Origin of the sequence: Mesorhizobium sp. LNHC209A00, from assembly GCF_000502915.1 — a bacterium.
Classification (GTDB): Bacteria; Pseudomonadota; Alphaproteobacteria; order Rhizobiales; family Rhizobiaceae; genus Mesorhizobium.
In genome coordinates this window covers 652,119-665,793 of sequence record NZ_AYWT01000003.1, presented here as the reverse complement: position 1 = coordinate 665,793, position 13,675 = coordinate 652,119, and the positions used below count along the sequence as shown (strand labels likewise).

The 13,675-nt window shown below is 62.6% G+C and carries 13 protein-coding genes; 4 read left to right on the top strand and 9 right to left on the bottom strand.

The window, feature by feature from the left end; all coding sequences use genetic code 11:
• The first annotated feature begins 92 nt into the window (after positions 1-92).
• Positions 93-1,295: an MFS transporter gene (locus X739_RS155190; RefSeq protein ID WP_023770139.1), complete on the top strand. Its 1,203-nt coding sequence runs from the start codon at positions 93-95 to the stop codon at positions 1,293-1,295.
• 70 nt (positions 1,296-1,365) lie between these two features.
• Here the strand turns inward: X739_RS155190 and X739_RS155195 are convergent, their stop codons facing one another.
• The gene (locus X739_RS155195; RefSeq protein ID WP_051410571.1) at positions 1,366-3,348 is read right to left on the bottom strand and encodes an EAL domain-containing protein; all 1,983 of its coding nucleotides are present in this window, start codon (positions 3,346-3,348) and stop codon (positions 1,366-1,368) included.
• A 309-nt stretch (positions 3,349-3,657) separates the two neighbouring features.
• On the opposite strand from X739_RS155195, the gene X739_RS155200 reads away from it, so the two are divergent.
• Entirely contained in the window at positions 3,658-4,692 is a 1,035-nt protein-coding gene (locus tag X739_RS155200) for a class I SAM-dependent methyltransferase (RefSeq protein WP_023770141.1), read from the top strand.
• 114 nt (positions 4,693-4,806) lie between these two features.
• Here X739_RS155200 and X739_RS155205 read toward each other — a convergent pair whose 3' ends face one another.
• Positions 4,807-5,103 carry an HlyU family transcriptional regulator gene (locus X739_RS155205; RefSeq protein WP_023770142.1) on the bottom strand — a complete coding sequence of 99 codons (297 nt, stop codon included), beginning with the start codon at positions 5,101-5,103 and terminating at the stop codon, positions 4,807-4,809.
• Positions 5,104-5,147: 44 nt separating this feature from the next.
• A complete protein-coding gene (locus tag X739_RS155210) occupies positions 5,148-5,789 on the bottom strand; it encodes a TetR/AcrR family transcriptional regulator (protein WP_023770143.1) in 642 nt (213 codons plus the stop codon).
• A gap of 178 nt (positions 5,790-5,967) precedes the next feature.
• On the opposite strand from X739_RS155210, the gene X739_RS01000000165990 reads away from it, so the two are divergent.
• A complete protein-coding gene (locus X739_RS01000000165990; protein ID WP_245273816.1) occupies positions 5,968-6,597 on the top strand; it encodes a PspA/IM30 family protein in 630 nt (209 codons plus the stop codon).
• Positions 6,598-6,768: 171 nt separating this feature from the next.
• Entirely contained in the window at positions 6,769-6,969 is a 201-nt protein-coding gene (locus tag X739_RS01000000165985) for a YiaA/YiaB family inner membrane protein (RefSeq protein ID WP_023794261.1), read from the top strand.
• 69 nt (positions 6,970-7,038) lie between these two features.
• On the opposite strand, the gene X739_RS155215 is transcribed toward X739_RS01000000165985, so the two are convergent.
• The 6 genes from X739_RS155215 to dnaG all read right to left on the bottom strand — a co-directional run bounded on the left by X739_RS155215 (position 7,039) and on the right by dnaG (position 13,539).
• On the bottom strand, positions 7,039-7,737 hold the full coding sequence (locus X739_RS155215) for a PadR family transcriptional regulator (protein ID WP_023794259.1): 699 nt from the start codon (positions 7,735-7,737) through the stop codon (positions 7,039-7,041).
• Between the two features lie 145 nt (positions 7,738-7,882).
• Positions 7,883-8,251: a DCC1-like thiol-disulfide oxidoreductase family protein gene (locus X739_RS155220; protein WP_023794257.1), complete on the bottom strand. Its 369-nt coding sequence runs from the start codon at positions 8,249-8,251 to the stop codon at positions 7,883-7,885.
• 19 nt (positions 8,252-8,270) lie between these two features.
• Positions 8,271-8,540 carry a DUF333 domain-containing protein gene (locus tag X739_RS155225; protein WP_023794255.1) on the bottom strand — a complete coding sequence of 90 codons (270 nt, stop codon included), beginning with the start codon at positions 8,538-8,540 and terminating at the stop codon, positions 8,271-8,273.
• 110 nt (positions 8,541-8,650) lie between these two features.
• Positions 8,651-8,944: a GYD domain-containing protein gene (locus X739_RS155230; RefSeq protein ID WP_023794252.1), complete on the bottom strand. Its 294-nt coding sequence runs from the start codon at positions 8,942-8,944 to the stop codon at positions 8,651-8,653.
• A gap of 209 nt (positions 8,945-9,153) precedes the next feature.
• Entirely contained in the window at positions 9,154-11,178 is a 2,025-nt protein-coding gene (gene rpoD, locus X739_RS155235) for an RNA polymerase sigma factor RpoD (RefSeq protein ID WP_023781522.1), read from the bottom strand.
• Positions 11,179-11,604: 426 nt separating this feature from the next.
• Entirely contained in the window at positions 11,605-13,539 is a 1,935-nt protein-coding gene (gene dnaG, locus X739_RS155240; protein WP_023794249.1) for a DNA primase, read from the bottom strand.
• Positions 13,540-13,675: the final 136 nt, after the last annotated feature.

The following is a 13,675-nucleotide window of genomic DNA, read 5'->3' as shown; positions in this document are numbered from 1 at the left end:
GATTTGAGCGCTGCTCGGACGTCCTTCGGACGCAACCGGAATTGCCGGGGGGCGTCGAAAGATCGATCCTGCTCCCGGCTGGGAGAAGAAACATGAACCATTCCTACCGTTGGGCCATCGTCGCGGCTGGCGCGCTGATGTCCTGCGTCGCCATCGGCACGATGTTTTCGCTGGCGATCTTTCTCGAACCCATGGCGCTCGATACCAACTGGTCGCGCGCGGGCATTTCGAGCGCCATGACGCTCAACTTCCTGGTGATGGGCCTTGGCGGCTTCGCCTGGGGTGCCCTGTCCGACCGGTTCGGCGCCCGCATCGTCGTCACGATCGGCGCCGTGCTGCTCGGGCTGGCGCTGGTGCTGGCAAGCCGCGCCGGTTCGCTTCTCACCTTCCAGATCACCTATGGCGTGCTCGTCGGACTCGCGGCCAGCGCCTTCTTCGCGCCGATGATCGCTCTGACGTCAGGCTGGTTCGACACCAATCGCGGGCTGGCCGTATCGCTGGTCTCGGCCGGCATGGGCGTGGCACCGATGACAATCTCGCCGCTCGCCCGCTGGCTGATCTCCGCCTACGAATGGCGTAGCGCCATGTTCGACATCGGCATCCTGGCCTGGGTGCTTCTGCTGCCCGCCGTGCTTCTGGTGCGCCAGCCGCCAAAGCCTGTCGCCTCCGATGCGGCCGAATCTCGAGCCGCCGAAGGCGCAGGCCTCACAGTCGGCCAGGCGCTGCGCTCACCGCAATTCATCGTGCTGGGGCTGACCTTCTTCGCCTGCTGCGCGGCTCATTCCGGCCCGATCTTCCACATGGTCAGCTACGCTATGCTGTGTGGCGTCGCCCCGATGGCGGCAGTCTCGATCTACAGTGTCGAGGGTCTGGCCGGCCTGGGCGGCAGGCTGCTCTACGGCGTGCTGGCCGACCGGCTCGGTGTCAAGCCGGTGCTGATCGCCGGGCTGGCTATCCAGGCGATGGTCATTGCCGCCTATCTCTCCATCAGCCAGCTCGACCAGTTCTATATGCTGGCCGTCATCTTCGGCGCCACCTATGGCGGCGTCATGCCGCTCTACGCGGTGCTGGCGCGCGAATATTTCGGCCAGCGCATCCTCGGCACCGTATTCGGCGCCGCCACCATGCTCTCCAGCCTCGGCATGGCGCTGGGGCCGCTTGCCGGCGGCATGATCTTCGACGCCTATGCCAGCTACCATTGGCTGTTCATCGGGTCGGCGCTTATCGGCCTGGGTGCCGCGGGGATAGCGATCGCCTTCCCGCCGCTGCCACGCAGGGCGTTGCGGACGGCATAGGCATCGCCGCGCTGCAATCGCCAGAGGGCAGACGAGCTTGACGGGCCAATGGCCGGTCAAGCCAGCGCCTTTAGGCAGACTTGAGAACCGTGAATGGCCGCTTTTGAACGGCCCGCTTGGTCTGGAAATTCGCGGCCGGAGCGGGACGGCCGACGTGAAAGCCCTGGACCTGGTCTATGCCGAATTGGCGCATGAGGACCATCTGCTCTTCGGTCTCCACCCCTTCGACCAGGATCTTGTGGCCGCGATTTCTGACCAGCGCAATGATGTCCTGCAGCATTGCCATGCCCTTGGGAGTGCCGCAGTCGTGAAGGAAGGAGCGGTCTATCTTGACCGTATCGAACTCGATGAGACGAAGCCATGAAAGGCCGGCGAAGCCCGTCCCGAAATCATCGAGCCAGATCTTGATCCCGAGCAGTTTCAGGTCGCTGATGCAGCGCAGGATGTCGGAGTGCATCTCCATCTCCAGCCCCTCGGTGATCTCGAAGGCCAGCCTGTTTCCGGTTACGCCGGTCTCGCCCAGAATGGTCGCGACCGACGTCGCGAAGCCCGGCGTCTTGAGCTGGATCGGCGAGACGTTGACGCTGACGACGCGCACGTGATCCTGCGCCAGGAGTTCGGCGCACACCGTCCTTATTGCCCAGCGCCCGAGCTCGAGGATGGCGCCGGTTCGCTCCGCGACGGGAATGAACAGGCTCGGCGGAACCAGGGTGCCGTCGAGCATCTTGAGGCGCATCAGCGCCTCCACGGCCTCGACCCCACCCGACGCGACATTCTGTATCGGTTGGTAGACGAGCGAAACCAGGTCCTGGCCAATGGCGATCTTCAGCAAGGCCGCCAGGTTCTCGCTCTCGTCGCTGCTCTGGGGATCGGTCGGATCGAACAGCCGGGCACAGTTTCGGCCGCTGGCCTTTGCAAGATAGAGCGCTCGATCGGCCTCGTGGATGATCTTCTCCAACTTGGCGGCGGTCTGCTTCCTGGTGAACGCCGCGCCGACGCTCGCCGTCACGATCGAGATGCCATCCCGGCGCAACTCGTGCGCGATCGCCAGGTTCTCGATCGTGCGGCAAATGGCTTCCGCCAGATCCGAGACCTCGCCCTTCTTGTCCATGCGGGCCAGGACGATGAATTCCTCGCCGCCGTAGCGGCCGATGGAGCCATCATGTTGCTTGATCAGGTCGCTGAGCGCATCGGCGACCTGGATCAGGCAACGGTCGCCTTCCTGATGGCCATAGCAATCGTTGAACTTCTTGAAGAAGTCGACGTCGATGAGGATCGCCGCGAAACCGTGACCAAGCTTTTGCCAGTCATTCCAATAGTCGCGCAGTTTTTCGTCGATCGCGCGCCGGTTCTCCAGCCCTGTCAGCGGATCCGTGCGCGACAGCCTGAGCAGGGCCTTGCCGCGCTCGGTCGCCTCCTTGTGCTGGATCTTGGCTTCCAGCGCGTTCAGGAAGACGTTGTAGCGCTCTTCGTTCAGCTTCCAGTTCACATAGGACGTGAATGTGAAGCACGAAACGTAGAAGGTGCCGAATACCATTTTGTATATCAGCGTAGCGGGTAAAAAGTAATTCACCACATACAAGATGCACAAAATTATCGTCGACGTTATGATTGAGACCTTGAAGCGGAATGTAAAAAAGAGATTGGCACTCATCATGAAAATGGTGCCGAAGACCATATAATAGGCGACGCTTTCCTTGTTCGCGCCCATGGAAGCGGGGTAAAGCCAGCCGATATAGCCAAAGATGATGGCCGCGGCGCAAGTTACGTCAAGCCAGTCGGTGGCGGCTCCCCTGCGAAGCTGTGCTTCCAGCACCAACAGTGCGGTCAGTCCGACAGCGAAGCGGGCCGTGATCGTAAGGGCGGCCACATCGGGTATCAGCAGCAGATCCGATACCGAAAACAAGACGTAGATGGCGACGGCGATCCAGAGGCCTGGCCTGGCTTCCTTCCTTCGCTTCGCCTGGGCTTCCGTGCGGTAGAGCGTTCGAAGTTCGGCCGCCCCCAGCTCCTGGCGCGGATCGTGCGGTTCCGCAGTCACCGCATCGGCCACTGTGGATGACGCGCGTTCGTTCACGACAAATCCCGGTTGAAGGGCATTTCGCGTTCCGAACTCTTTTCCAGCTTCTGCCCCCAACGCAGACCGACTCCTTGGGCGCGACACGTTTGCCGCGCGATCAAATGCAATGACGCAGGACAAGTTTCCGTTAACTCGAACCCGGAATCCCGTCCTTAAAAACTCCAATGAATTGGCATGGTTAGCAGGAAATTAATCATATCGGTAAAAGGCACCGGACCCGCCGTTGGCAAATGGAGTATTCTACGCAATAAGTTAACTGACTGTTAACCAAGGAGTCCTGGTGTGCAAACCGTGTTTGATGGCAAGAGCCTTATCACTGCCGAGGCGATCGCCGGTGGTCTCCGTCGAGGAAAGCCCGAGCATCATGGCGAAGCGTTCGAAACCGCTCGCGCGGAGCTGGCGCTGATCCTCCACGCTACACAGCAACAGGTCGAGCAGCAGAAATTTCCCGCCGAGATCGTCCGCCGACTGCTCTCGCTTCTCAATGCGCTGCGCGCCAAGGTCCATCCCGACGTGTGGCAGGCCTTGATACCGGTGGCGCAGAACCACCCGATCCAGAAGTACTTTCTGGAGGATCCGCTGACGCATTGGTCCTTCACCAAGCCCAGGGGGTATTCCGGCGACGCGCAGTTGCTCGACTACATCTATTGCGACCCGCATGTTGCCGAGAGCGTCGCAAGCGCTTCGGAGGTCGGCAAGGCGCTTTACAGCCATACCCAGAACGTTCCGTCATGCGTCGCGGCACGCGAGCGCCGCGATCTGCTGACCCGCTATGTCGATGAGACCGCGGCCAGGAACGGACCCGAAACCGAAGTCCTGGCGATCGCTGCCGGCCATCTGCGCGAGGCGAACCGTTCGGCCGCTTTGGCCGAGGGCGGTCTCAAGCGCTGGGTCGCGCTCGACCAGGATCCCCAGAGCGTCGGACTGATCGCGCGCGACTTCCAGGGCACCGCGGTCGAGGCCATCGACGGCTCGGTGCGCACCGTGCTCACCAGAGGCCACAAGCTCGGCAAGTTCGACCTCATCTATGCCTCCGGCCTTTACGACTACCTCCAGCACAACGTCGCAGTGAAACTCACCAAGACCTGCCTGCAGATGCTGAAGCCGAACGGGACCTTCCTGTTTGCCAACTACGCCGAGGGCACTCCTGACGCCGGCTACCGGGAGACGTTCATGGACTGGGTGCTGCTGCTGCGATCGGAGGTCGATATGTGGAACATCATCAACGCCAGCGTCGACCGCAACGCCGTCGATGCGCAGGTCTACTTCGGCGAGAACCGCAACGTGCTTTACGGCGTCATCCAGAAGCGTGGATAATACCCGTCTGGATGCAAACCGGCTGACGTAAGGACCTCGAGCGCTTCGACCGCGGTGCTCGAGGGTTTCGGTCCTCTTACGCGCGCCCCAGGCTCGCTGCTGGGACCGCCTGTCCTAGCCGAAGATCCGCTCGCCCTGTTCGTCGACGAGTTGGATGCCTTTCTTGATCGAGATGTCGACGGCGTCGTCCAGCCCGGCGAAACGGTCGGCGCGGATGAACCTGTGCTCCTTCACAACGCCGTCGATCTCCTTGGAGACGACGCCGCAGGTCTGGTACTGGCCATCAGCCTTGTAGGGCGTGGCGCTGATCGTGAAACCCTTGTGCTCGACCTGCTTGGCGGGCGCGGCATTTCCAGGCTCGGCCGCTTCGCCCCCACCGCCGCCGCCGAAAAGACGTTTCAGAAAAGACATAGCCCAAATCTCCTTGTCGCCAGCGATCGCGGTTCGCGCGCGATTCACGACGTTATCCCTCCAGCATGCGCGAATGTGCCGCCGCGTTCCAGTCCCCTGATGAAGACGGAGACCAGGAGTTCGATCTGCTGGCTGATCTCATCGGCCTGGCGGCGGTCGGACCTCGCCGCATAGCCGCTGGTGACGATGCCATGCACGCTTGACCAGAGGGTTCGCGCGGCGATCCGGCGCGTGTCCTCGTCGAGATCGAAGCCGCCATCGGCAAGCACGCTGGCGATGATCTCGAACAACTGGTCGAGCCGCGCCTCGTAGACATCGGGCTCGGTCAGCACCGGACGCCGTCTGTTGAAGGCAAGCAGCGCCGGCCAACTGCCGGGGTGCGCCTCGACGAAACGAACATAAGCGCCGGCCAGTGCCATCAACCGTTGGCGCACGTCGGTGATGCCGCGCCTGGCAAGTTCGGCCATCGCCACGGCGCCCGCGCCCCCCAATCGGTCGAGCAGGCGCATGTTGACGGCGCGGTGCACCCCGTCCAGATCGGAAAACAGGTTGTAGACCGAGCCGACCGAGATGCCCGCCTGTTCGGCAATGGTCCTGGCCTTCAGATTGTCCATGCCGCCTTCGTTGAGCAGCGCTTCGGCAATAGCCAGCACCCGCTCGCCCGTCTCTTCCTTGTCGAGTGCCATGCTTTTCCTTCTGATGAGCGCGCCTTGCAAATGACCCGCCATTTCCCGACCCGATCCCGCTCGTTTACCATATCCGGGATATCGTGAACAGCGTTCAAAAACGATCTTGAACAATGTTCATTTCGTGCTATATTGACTTAGTGAACATCGTTCACCCAACGTCTAAGGGAGAAGAACCATGCTTGCCCTGATCAGAACACTGCTCGACGGCGCCAGCGCACGGGCCGAGGACGGCCTGAGGGATCGCTTCGCCATCGACCTTTTGGCGCAGCGCATCCGCGACGCGGAGGCGGGTCTTGCCGCTGCCAAGCAGACGCTTGCATCCCTGATCGTGCGCCAGCGTGCCGAACAGGCTGGCCTCGACCATCTCGACCGCCGCCACGCCGACCTGGAGATCCGCACGGTCAGCGCACTGGCCGCAGGCATCAATGGCCTGGCAGAAACCGGTGCCGCGGCCATCGCCGAACTGGAGAATGAACGCGAGGTCCGCCGCGCCACGGTGCAAAGCCTTGGCGAAAAGACCTTGCGGATGCGCGTTTCAGTGGAGCGGGCGCACCGCCGCATCATCGACCTCAACCAGGGCATGATCTCGGCCAGGGCCATCGATGCCGAGCGCAAGGCGCAGTCACGCCTGGTCAGGTCGATCGGCCATTCGTCGAGCCTCAACGACGCCGAGGAGCTTCTGGCCCGCATAAGGGAGCCAGCGATCCCTTCGAGGAGGCCGGCATTCTCGACGAGATCGACGGCGAGCTTCGTCATGATGCGATCCGCGACCGCCTCGCCGACGCCGGCCACGGACCGGCGGTGAAGGTGCGCACCAGGGACGTGCTCGAGCGCCTGAAGACCATCAACTGAAAACCAGCCTTCGCGGACCTGACTTCCATCAAATCCAATATCATCGAAGCAACGGAGAAATTGAATGAACGCCAATCAGACCTACATCATGTTCAACACTATTTCGGTCGGCGCAGCCTAGTTCATGCTCGGGCTGTCGCTGTGGCTGGCACCGGTCGACCTGTCGACCAAAGGCTACTGGGCCATGGGCATCCTGCTCTTGACCGGCAGCTTGGTGAACCTGGTCAAGTACCGCACCGACGAACGCATTTCCGCCGAGACCACCGCCAAGATCGAGAAGGCCCGCAACGAGAAGCTGATCAGCGAATATGTCGGCAAGGAATGATGCATCGCGGCGTTGCTGACGAAAAAAGCCCGGGAGACCGGGCTTTTTTGTACGTTTCATCCGACGGGATCAGCGGTGCGACAGCGCTTCCAACGCTTCGGCGGCGGCTTTCAGAATGGCAATCGCCTCGGCCTGCTTTTCGGCCGGGGCATCGACGATCTCGCCGAGTGCCGCGCGTAGCCGGTGGCGGATGGCGCGGAATTCGTCGCGCGTTTCGGAGCGCTCGCCACGGCCACCCCGGCCGCCGCGACGATCCTCGCCGTCGTCGTTCCAGCCGAACCAGTCGCGCGCCTTGGCCATCTTGCGGCCGAAGCGCTCGAGATGATCGAGCACGCCGTCGATCATCTCGCGATTGTCGGCCAGATGCGCCTGCCCGGCCTCGGTGATCGAGAACACCTTCTTGTTGCCTTCGCTTGACGACACGGCATAGCCGGCCTCTTCCAGGAAGGTCAGCGTCGGGTAGACCACGCCCGGGCTCGGGCTGTAGATGCCGCTGGTGCGCTCTTCCAGCGCCTTGATGATGTCATAGCCGTGGCGCGGCGCCTCGGCCAGCAGCGACAGCGTGATCAGCTTGAGGTCGCCATCGGCCAGCATGCGCCCGGCGCGAAAGAAGTCGCCAGGTCCACCGCGACCGCTGCCACCCCTGCCCCCGAACGGGCCGAAGCCGCCGCCCCCTCTGCCACCGAACTTGCCGGCCATGTGCATGAACATGCGCTCGCCGAAATGATGACGGTCGGAATGATTGTGCCCAAAATTGTGCTTGTGCATTGATTGCTCCTTGAGTTCTATCTCACGATATATCTTAACTAGGCGCACCGAAGCGATGAGTCAAGATATATCTTACGATCTATCTTTATCCAATCGGTTGCGTCGAGCCATCAGGCGCGGCAGGAATGGGTGGTGTGTGAATGGACTACCAGCGGCCCTTGCGCCGATTCCAGCCGTAGAGCAGATCGGCGAAGCGATCGTAGGCAGCGCGGGTCGGCGGCAGCATGAGCCGATTGCCGAACAGGCGCGCCAGCCATCCCTCGCCAGGCGTTATCAGCCAGACCGCGATCGCCACGTCCGCACCGACCAGCAGTCGGCCATCCGCATCGGTGGCATGCAACCGGCGGCGGATTGCCTCCAGCGAGACGCCATGCGACGACAGCGCATCCGGCTCCAGGTTGATGTCGCGGAATTCGATCCGACCGGCCTTGACCGCCTCGATCAGCCGCCGCTTCTGCCGACCGGTGCCGGCATCGCAGACGGGGCAGCGCGTGTTGTACCAGACGGTCAGCACGGCGTGGTTCTGCCATCAGTCACTTGGCGTGCATGGCCGCCTTCGGCCCGACGCATTTGTTGTCGCGAAACAGTGCCCACTCCTCGCAAAGGCGACCGTTGGGCAGCCGGCAAAACCCGTATTCGTTACCGGCCCTGTCTTTCCTGACCGCGAAGCGGCCACCGATCGCGCCGCAATGGGCCGAGGCGGGGTTGGCAATGCCGACCGATTTTCGCGCGGCGGCACCGGCGTCGATCGGCATCAACGAGACCAAGGCAAGGCTGGCGGCCAATATCGAGACTTTCTTCATCGCGATCTCCCAGGAGTGGCCGCAATCTATCACGGCGAACCGCCCTGTCTTGCTCCAAGGCGTCCCGCCGCAACCTGATAGTCGATTTCCAGAAACCCGGCCGCCTTTCTTCATACAAGCGACGAGACGATCTCGCGGTAAGCGAACTCCGGGAAAGCCTTCAGTGTCCGTGACTTGAGGCTTCCGCCCGCGGCCAGCATCAGGGCGAAACGCGCCAGCACCGCATCGTCCGGCGCCTCGACCACCGCCACCATGTCGAATTCGCCCATGGTCAGATAGAAGGACTTGAACGATCCTCCCATCTCGCCCAATTGCTTCTTGGCGGCATCGAGGCGCTTGGGCGAGTCGCGCACATTCTTGGCGCCGTGCTCGGTCCAGTTCATCAGCATGATATAGGTCGTCATGGTAGGCCTCTCTCCGGGGCCCACGGAGCACGGCGCTCAAGCCATGGACTTGTCGACATGGCCTCGACCGGGGCGGGCTTCCGGGGTTGTCGCCCAGAAATGCATCCGACGCGAAATTATCCTCCCTAACGGCGGGGGCCGCAAGGGCGAATACCGCCACGAAAAAGGGCGCCAGTAGCGCCCTTGATCTTCAACAGGAATGGCGGGTCTCAGCTATCGAGGAAGCTGCGCAGCTTGCGGCTCCGGCTCGGGTGCTTGAGTTTGCGCAGCGCCTTGGCTTCGATCTGGCGGATACGCTCGCGGGTGACCGAGAACTGCTGGCCGACCTCTTCCAGCGTGTGGTCGGTGTTCATGCCGATGCCGAAGCGCATGCGCAATACGCGCTCCTCGCGCGGGGTCAGCGAGGCCAGGACGCGCGTGGTGGTCTCGCGCAGATTGGCCTGGATCGCCGCATCGATCGGCAGAATCGCCATCTTGTCCTCGATGAAATCGCCCAGATGCGAATCCTCCTCGTCGCCCACAGGGGTTTCGAGCGAGATCGGCTCCTTGGCGATCTTCAAGACCTTGCGCACTTTTTCGAGCGGCATGGCGAGCTTTTCGGCCAGTTCCTCCGGCGTCGGCTCGCGGCCGATCTCGTGCAGCATCTGGCGCGAGGTGCGCACGATCTTGTTGATCGTCTCGATCATGTGCACCGGGATGCGGATGGTGCGCGCCTGGTCGGCGATCGAACGCGTGATCGCTTGCCGGATCCACCATGTCGCGTAGGTCGAGAACTTGTAGCCGCGGCGGTATTCGAATTTGTCGACCGCCTTCATCAGGCCGATATTGCCTTCCTGGATCAGGTCGAGGAACTGCAGGCCGCGATTGGTGTATTTCTTGGCGATCGAGATGACGAGGCGCAGATTGGCCTCGACCATTTCCTTCTTGGCGATCGCGGCTTCGCGCTCGCCCTTCTGCACCTGGTTGACGATTTTCCTGAATTCCAGGATCGAGATCGCCGTTTCGGTGGCCAGGTGCTGGATCTCGGCGCGCAGCTCCTTGATCGCGTCCTTCTCGTTCTTGGTGAATTCCTTCCAGCCGCGCGAGGTCAGGTTGGCGATCGAGCGCGTCCAGTTGGGGTCGAGTTCGGAGCCCTGATATTCCTTGAGGAATTCCTCGCGGCGCACGCCATAGCTTTCGGCCAGGCGCAACAGCTTGCCCTCGTTCTGGACCAGGCGCTTGTTGATGTCGTAGAGCTGCTCGACCAGCGCCTCGATGCGCGCGGTGTTGAGCGACAGCGACTTCACCGCCTTGATCAGTTGGTCCTTCAGCTCCTTCAGCCGGCGGTCCTGGCTGGGCGACAGCGTGCCGGCGGCGGCCAGACGGTTCTCGACCTGCTGGTCCTGCAGCTTCCTGAGCTTCTTGTAGGTGTCGGCGATGACGTCGAGCGTCTCCATCACCTGCGGGCGGAGTTCCGCTTCCATCGCCGCCAGCGACAGGCTCGCCTCGTCCTCGTCTTCCTCGTCGTCATCGCCGATGCCGCGCGTGTCGGCGCCGACATTGGTGATGTCGTCTTCGTCGTCGCGTCCGCGACGCGACTTTTCGTCGACCTTGGGTGCTTCCTCGACGCGTTCGACCACCGGCGCCTGCTTGGCTTCGGGGCCGGCATAGGTGGCTTCGAGGTCGATTATCTCGCGCAGCAGGATCTTGGATTCGTTGAGCTCGTCGCGCCAGATGATGATGGCCTGGAAGGTCAGCGGGCTTTCACACAGGCCCGCGATCATCGTCTCACGCCCGGCCTCGATGCGCTTGGCAATGGCGATTTCGCCTTCGCGCGACAGAAGCTCGACCGAGCCCATCTCGCGCAAATACATGCGCACCGGATCGTCGGTGCGGTCGGTCGGCTCTTTCTTGGTGGTGGTGGCGGCGACCGCGGTGCCGGTCTGCTCGGCCAGCTCGTTGGCGTCTTCCTCGGCATCGGCGGCGGTGTCGCCAGCCTCGGCCTCTTCGCCCTGTTCGTCATCCTCGACGACGTTGATGCCCATGTCGGACAGCATCGCCATTGTGTCCTCGATCTGCTCGGAGGTCACTTCCTCGGAAGGCAGCACCGAATTCAGCTCGTCCATGGTGACATAGCCGCGCTTCTTGGCGGCCTTGATCATCTTCTTGACAGCATCGTCGGAAAGGTCGAGCAGAGGCCCATCGGTGGCGCCTTCGCGTTCGGTCTCGACCTCTTCCTTTTCCTTTGTCGCCATAGTCTTTTTCTTCTCCTAGCGGCCGGCCATCGGGGCCGCGTAAGCTGTCGGACCAGTCAAATCGGATACGCCCGTTTTCTAAACGCGCCTTACCCGGCCCACAAACTGCATCCACTCTTTTGTTTGGTGCATGCCGTTCCCCAAAACCGGGTTTCACTCTTGGGCGGCATACATTAAGTCCAGATTAACCCTGATATCTGTGGCAGGCGGGCCGCCTGTCCAGTGACCAAGTTACCTTGCATCGCTTGTTTCCCGTCGACGCGGGTGCGGGTTAACGTTTCGAATCGTCCTGATTCCGTCATTCTGTCCGAAGGTCAAGCGCCTCTGGCATGATTCGCATGAAAAAAGCGAATCAATTACCCGACTTAGCGCACCGCGCCCCCAAGGGAAGCGCGGCCGCGCCTTCATTCCTGCACTCAGCTGCACTTAGGCTCGCCCAGCCCTGCCCGAGGAAACGCCAAATCCTTCGATCAGCGCTTCTGTCGCTTGTACATCCTGAAACTGCGCCTGAATTTCGATCAGATGGCGGAAATTTTCGTCCGAAGGATCCGCCTCGAGCGCCGCTTCCGCCTGTTTCAGCTCCTTATGTAAGGTGCGCGCGCTGCGCTGCAAGTGCAACGCCTGGTTCAGGGCGTCGCGGGCGTCCTCGAGCGCCGCCGTCTCCAGCGCCGGCCATTGCCGCGCCCGCTTGATCAGTCCGACGGCGCGCTCCCAGATCTCGGCGCAGCCGGCGCGCTCGATCGTCGCCACCACGGCGTGGCGGTCGTTGGCCATGTCATGCGCCATCGCGTCGAGGATGGCGGCATGCAGCCGAGTCAGATCGGAATTGGCGAGATCGAGGAACTCGACATGAGCGAAGTTCTCGTCGACCAGCGCCGGATGGTTGATCAATGCGACGATGATCGTCGCCTCGCGCACCGACATCCCTTCGCTGCCGCGCTTGACCAGCGCCGACTGGCCGAGGCTTTCGGTGATCGCCATGCGGCCGCCGCCAGGCTTGGCGAATTGGCCACCGGGTGCGGCTGCCTTGCCCTGCCCCGGTTTCCAGTCCTGGCGGCCTTGGCGCGCATTGCGCTGGGAGCCGAAGAAGCTCAGCACCCGCTCGCGCATTTCCTGCTGGTAGTGGTAGCGCGTGCTTTCGTCGCGGATGCGGCTGCTGAGTTCCCGCAGCGTCTGTCCCAATTCCGCCCGCCGCTCCGGCGTGTCGAAGACGCCGCCCGCCGTCTCGCGCATCCACAACAGGTCGACCAGCGGCCGCGCATCGGCCAGCACGGCGCGGAAGGCGTCCGGCCCCTCGGCCTTGACCAGGTCATCGGGATCCTTGCCTTCCGGCAGCAGCGCGAAGCGCGCCGAGCGTCCGGCCTGTACTGACGGAAGCGCCATGTCGGCGGCCCGCCATGCCGCCTTCAGCCCGGCCTTGTCGCCGTCGAAGCACAGCATCGGCTCCGGCGCCATGCGCCACAACAATTCGAGCTGGTTTTCGGTAAGCGCGGTACCGAGCGGCGCCACGACATTCTCGAAGCCGGCCTGCGCCAGCGCAATCACGTCCATGTAGCCCTCGACGGCGATGACAGTACCGCCTTTCGCCAATGCTTTGCGGGCGCGGGCGAAATTGTAGAGCACATTGCCCTTGTGGAAGAGCTCGGTGTCGGGCGAATTCATGTATTTGGCGAGCGCATCGGGCGCCAGCGCGCGGCCCCCGAAGGCGATGATCTTGCCGCGCGAATCCGGGATTGGAAATATGATGCGATCGCGGAACCAGTCATAGGAGACCGGGATATCGTCGCCATGGCGCACCAGCCCACAGGCCTCGATATCGGCCTTCGGCACGCCCTTGGCCGCCAGATGCTCCTTCAGCGCGTTGCGGCTGTCGGGCGCGAAGCCGAGGCGGAACGACTGCTGTGTCGCCGGTGTCAGCCCACGGTCGCGCAGATAGGCACGGGCTTTGGCGCCTTCAGGCCCTTGCAGGCGCTCCTGGAAGAAGACGGTCGCCATTTCCATGACATCGGTCAGGCTGGCGCGTTCCTTCTCGCGCCGCTCTTCCTGCGCATCGCTAACCGGCATCGGCACGCCGGCCATGTCGGCGATCTTCTCGACCGCCTCGGGAAAGCTCAATCCCTCGAGTTCGGTGAGGAACTTGAAATGGTCGCCCGAGACCGAGCAGCCGAAACAGTGGTAACGCCCCTTCTTGTCCTCGCAGTGGAAAGACGGGCTCTTTTCGCCATGAAACGGGCAGCACGCCCAATAATCGCCACGCGAGGCATTGGTCTTCTTGCGATCCCACGCGACGCGCTGGCCGATAACCGATGAAATCGGCACGCGGTCGCGGATCTCGTCGAGAAAGGCGGGCGGAAAGCGCATTGAGGGAACTCGTTTCCCCACCATATAATCATGCGCGCGATTTCAGACGACCCCTAATGCGGACCATGCCCGGTTTCCACAGGCCAGATAGAAAGGCGGCCATTGCGGACCGCCTTTCTTTTCAGTCCGACACCAG

Excerpts from the sequence above, each read along its gene's own strand:
- X739_RS155190 (WP_023770139.1), top strand. The coding sequence starts at position 93 with ATGAACCATTCCTACCGTTGGGCCATCGTCGCGGCTGGCGCGCTGATG.
- X739_RS155205 (WP_023770142.1), bottom strand. The coding sequence starts at position 5,103 with ATGTCTTTTCTGAAACGTCTTTTCGGCGGCGGCGGTGGGGGCGAAGCG.
- X739_RS155210 (WP_023770143.1), bottom strand. The coding sequence starts at position 5,789 with ATGGCACTCGACAAGGAAGAGACGGGCGAGCGGGTGCTGGCTATTGCC.
- X739_RS01000000165990 (WP_245273816.1), top strand. The coding sequence starts at position 5,968 with ATGCTTGCCCTGATCAGAACACTGCTCGACGGCGCCAGCGCACGGGCC.
- X739_RS01000000165985 (WP_023794261.1), top strand. The coding sequence starts at position 6,769 with ATGCTCGGGCTGTCGCTGTGGCTGGCACCGGTCGACCTGTCGACCAAA.
- X739_RS155215 (WP_023794259.1), bottom strand. The coding sequence starts at position 7,737 with ATGCACAAGCACAATTTTGGGCACAATCATTCCGACCGTCATCATTTC.
- X739_RS155225 (WP_023794255.1), bottom strand. The coding sequence starts at position 8,540 with ATGAAGAAAGTCTCGATATTGGCCGCCAGCCTTGCCTTGGTCTCGTTG.
- X739_RS155230 (WP_023794252.1), bottom strand. The coding sequence starts at position 8,944 with ATGACGACCTATATCATGCTGATGAACTGGACCGAGCACGGCGCCAAG.
- rpoD (WP_023781522.1), bottom strand. The coding sequence starts at position 11,178 with ATGGCGACAAAGGAAAAGGAAGAGGTCGAGACCGAACGCGAAGGCGCC.
- dnaG (WP_023794249.1), bottom strand. The coding sequence starts at position 13,539 with ATGCGCTTTCCGCCCGCCTTTCTCGACGAGATCCGCGACCGCGTGCCG.